The sequence below is a fragment of the Bradyrhizobium sp. P2_E8 genome (assembly GCF_056403875.1).
The window spans coordinates 1-4,316 of the sequence record NZ_JBFUES010000676.1 but is presented as its reverse complement, the minus strand read 5'-3'; the positions used below and the strand labels follow the sequence as shown (position 1 = coordinate 4,316).

General features: G+C 64.7%; 3 protein-coding genes. 2 read left to right on the top strand and 1 reads right to left on the bottom strand.

Annotation, left to right across the window (positions count from 1 at the left end):
- On the top strand, window positions 1–2,238 hold a 2,238-nt coding region (locus tag AC1D00_RS29305), incomplete at its 5' end, for a bifunctional diguanylate cyclase/phosphodiesterase (protein WP_477013064.1).
- 58 nt (window positions 2,239–2,296) lie between these two features.
- Window positions 2,297–3,412, top strand: coding sequence for a serine hydrolase domain-containing protein (locus AC1D00_RS29300; protein WP_477013063.1), 1,116 nt, complete (start codon window positions 2,297–2,299; stop codon window positions 3,410–3,412).
- A gap of 128 nt (window positions 3,413–3,540) precedes the next feature.
- Here AC1D00_RS29300 and AC1D00_RS29295 read toward each other — a convergent pair.
- Window positions 3,541–4,316 (bottom strand): S41 family peptidase (locus AC1D00_RS29295; RefSeq protein WP_477013062.1); only part of this gene is annotated, 776 nt, incomplete at its 5' end.

Below are 4,316 nucleotides of genomic sequence, written 5' to 3'. Positions count from 1 at the left end.
CCCGACGTCCTGATCGAGCCGGTGCATAGCCGCATTTCGGGCGCATGGACCATCCTGATCGTGCGCAAGATCGTCGGCCCGAACGGCGAGTTCATGGGCGTGGTCGGACGCGGCATCGAGCCGGCCAATTTCGAGAAGTTCTTCGAGTCCGTCGTGCTTGGCGAAGGCGCGACCATCTCGATGCTGCATCGTGACGGCACGCTGCTCGCCCGCTACCCGCATTCCGGCGAATTGATGGGGCGGAACTTCAGGAACGGCCCCTTCGCGCAGCAGAGAGTCTTCAGCCTCGACCATTTTACCGGACGCTTCATCAGCCCCGTCGATGGCGAGGACCGCATGATCTCCTCGCATGCCCTGCCCCACTTCCCGATCCTGATGATGGCCACCGCGACGCGCGCGGCGGCCCTGACGGATTGGCGCGAGCAGATCGGCATCCTGATCTCGGTCGCCGCCGCTTCCGCGCTCGCCATCGCCGGCGTGCTGATCGCGATCGTGCGCAAGCTTCTGGAGCAGCACCGCCGCTCGCGGGAACGGCTGATGCTGGAAAAGCAGCGCCTCGACCGCGCCGTCAACAACATGACCCAGGGCCTGCTACTGTTCGACGCCGAGCAGCGTCTCGTGGTGTGCAACCAACGCTATATCGAGATGTACGGCCTGTCGCCCGAGGTGGTGAAGCCCGGCTCCAGCTTCCACGACATCATCGCCCACCGCAGGGCGACCGGCTCGTTCACCGGCGACGTCGACAACTATGTCGCGCGCGTGCTGGGCGACGTCCACGCGCGCAGCTCCATGGTGGTCGACACCGCCGACGGGCGCTCGATCCACATCCTCAACGAACCGCTCGCGGACGGCGGCTGGGTGGCGACGCACGAGGACATCACCGAGCGCCGGCGCATCGAGGAGCGCATCACCCACCTCGCCCATTACGACGCGCTGACCGACCTGCCCAACCGTGCCATGTTCCACGAGCATCTGCGGCAGGAGCTGGCCGCCATCGCCGACGGCGAAGAGATCGCGGTGCATTACATCGACATCGACGAGTTCAAGGGCGTCAACGACGCGCTCGGCCACCTCGTTGGCGACGAGCTCCTGAAGTCGGTCGCAACGAGCCTCAGCCGCTGCGCGGGCCCGGCGGATTTCGTGGCGCGGCTCGGCGGCGACGAATTTGCCATCGTGCAGAGCGCAGTGACGTCGCCGGACCAGGTCAACGATCTCGTCGCCCGGGTTTTCGAGTCCATCCGCGCACCCTTCGACTGCATGGGCCACCACCTCACCACCGACGCCAGCATCGGCATCGCGCTGGCGCCGGGGCACGGGACCGCGCTGGACCAGCTCCTGAAGAATGCGGACATGGCGATGTACGCCGCCAAATCCGCCGGACGCCGCACCTATCGCTTCTTCGAGCCGGAGATGGACGCCAAGGTCCGCGAGCGGCGGCAGCTCGAGATCGATCTGCGCCACGCCATCGCCGAAGACGGCCTCGAGGTCTATTACCAGCCCTGCCTCGGCCTGAAGGACGATCGCATCACCGGCTGCGAGGCACTGGTGCGCTGGCGCCACCCAGAGCGCGGCATGGTCTCGCCGGCCGAGTTCATCCCGATCGCGGAGGATACCGGCCTGATCAACGAGATCGGCGAATGGGTGCTGGCGACCGCCTGCCGCGACGCGGCCACATGGCCCGACGACATCCGTCTCGCCGTCAACGTCTCGCCGGTGCAGTTCAAGAGCGGCACGCTGGCGCTGAAGATCATGGCGGCGCTCGCCGCCTCCAACCTGCCGGCGAGCCGGCTCGAGCTCGAGATCACCGAGGCGGTGCTGATCCGCGACGACGACACCGCGCTGGCGATCCTGCACCAGCTCCGTGCCATCGGCGTGCRCATCGCGCTCGACGATTTCGGCACCGGCTAYTCSTCGCTGAGCTAYCTGCACCGCTTCCCSTTCGACAAGATCAAGATCGACCGCTGCTTCGTCAACGATATCGCCGGCCCCGACGGCTCCGCCAGCATCGTCCAGGCCGTCGTCAACCTTGCGGCCGCCCGCCGCATGACCACCACCGCCGAGGGCGTCGAGACCGAGGAGCAGCGGCGTCTGCTCCGCACGCTCGGCTGCTCCGAGATGCAGGGCTATCTGTTCAGCGCCGCTAAGCCGGCCGACAAGGTGCTGGAGCTGTTCGCACTGCATCGCAGCCGGCTCGCCCAGCGCGACGGCAACCTGGGCCATCGCCGCGAGGCAAGCTAGGCAGCCGCTGGCCCGGCCTGCTACACTTACCCAAAGTCGCTACGGGCAGGTGTCATCAATGCGTTTTCCGGGAAGCATTGTAGCGTCGGTCTGCATCTGGCTATGGGCCATCGGAACCAACTCAAGTCCAGCCGCGGATCTTGAGCAATTGCTCAGCAACGGTCGCGTACCCGGGCTTTCTTATGCGATGATCCGCGCCGGCAAGATTGTCGAGACGAAAGCACTCGGTGTCCGAGACACCTCGACGAATCTTCCGGTCGACGAGACCACGATCTTCGAAGCCGCTTCACTGTCCAAGCCGATTTTCGCCTATGCCGTGCTCCAGCTGGTCGATGCCGGGACGCTGTCGTTGGACACACCTCTCTCGACCTATGTGCCTGATTTCGTCAAAGACGATCCTCGCGCGGCTTCGATCACCGTGCGCAATGTGCTCAGCCAATCATCCGGCTTGCCCAACTGGCGCAACATCACCACGCCTCTCAAGACCTATTTCCCCCCGGGCGAGCGCTTTAGCTATTCGGGCGAGGGATTCGTCTGGCTTCAGCGCGTGGTTGAGAAGATCACGAGCCAGCCGCTGAACGATGTCGTGACGCGTCTGGTATTTGATCCGCTGGACATGAAGCATTCCAGTTTTGTCTGGCGGGCGGATTTCGAAGCCGATTTCGCAGCTCCCCACGATGCCAAGCCGGAGCCGGGTAACAAGCGGCCCCCTTCAAGAGCCCTCAGTGCCTCCACGCTGCATACGACAGCGGCGGACTACGCTCGCTTCCTGCAAGCCGTACTGTCTGGTGCGCGTCTCAGACCTGAAACTGCGAAGCAATGGCTCGATCCACAGGTCAGGCTTCGACAGCACTGCATTCAATGCATCTCAACCGATCGATCTGACGCTGATCAGCACGTTGCGTGGGGCTTGGGCTGGGGCCTTGAGCCCAATGGAGGCACATTCTTCCATTGGGGCGACAACGACCAGTTCAAGGCATTCGTGATTGGATCACGATCGGATCGATCAGCCCTCGTTGTCTTCACCAACGGCTTCAATGGAATGGCGATCATGCCGGATATCGTCCATCAACTGATGCCCGGTGATCACCCCGCTTTCGCGTGGCTCGATTACTCACGGATTTCTACCGGCCGCGCAGTGCTCGATTGGCTACGTGCCGGCTGGCGTCAGTAGATCACTAAACCGTGGCCCGCCTTTCCATGGCGTGAATCCGAGCTGAGATCGCCGCCCCAGAACGAATTCGCCCGGGAGCGGAGATCCACTCCCGGGCGATCGCTGGATGTCGCAAGGACCAATTGAATTCAGTTCGGCACCGCAGCCTTCGGCGCGGGCTTCGCGGCGACCGCATTCGCGGTGACGCCGTGCAGGAAGTCGTAGGCCGCATGCAGGGCCTTGTCGTCCTTCTCTTCCGGCGGGACGTAGGACTGCGATCCCGTCTGCTCGGTGCCGTCGGAGGCCGACAGATGGCCGCGCATCTGGGACTCCGCCATGGTATCCATCCGGCCCTTCAGCTCGGGCGGCACGTCCTGGAGGATCTCGATATCGGGCGCAATGCCCTGGGCCTGGATCGAGCGGCCCGACGGCGTGTAGTAGCGCGCCGTGGTCAGCGCCAGCGCGCCATTGCCGGCGCCGAGCGGAATGATAGTCTGCACCGAGCCCTTGCCGAACGAGCGCGTGCCGATGATCGTGGCCCGCTTGTGGTCATGCAGTGCGCCGGCCACAATCTCGGAGGCCGAAGCCGAGCCGCCGTTGACCAGGATCACCAGCGGCTTGCCCTTGGTGAGATCGCCGCCGTGCGCGGTGAAGCGCTGGGTTTCCTCCGGATTGCGGCCGCGGGTCGAGACCACCTCGCCGCGCTGAAGGAACGCGCTCGATACCGACACGGCCTGGTCGAGCAAGCCGCCCGGATTGTTGCGCAGGTCCATCACATAGCCCGCGAGCTTCTCCTGCGGGATCTCCCTGGAGATTGCCGCGATCGCCTTCTTCAGGCCGTCGGTGGTCTGCTCGTTAAACGAGGTGACGCGGATATAGCCGATGTCGCCGTTCTCGACGTGGAAGCGGACGGGCCGCACATGGA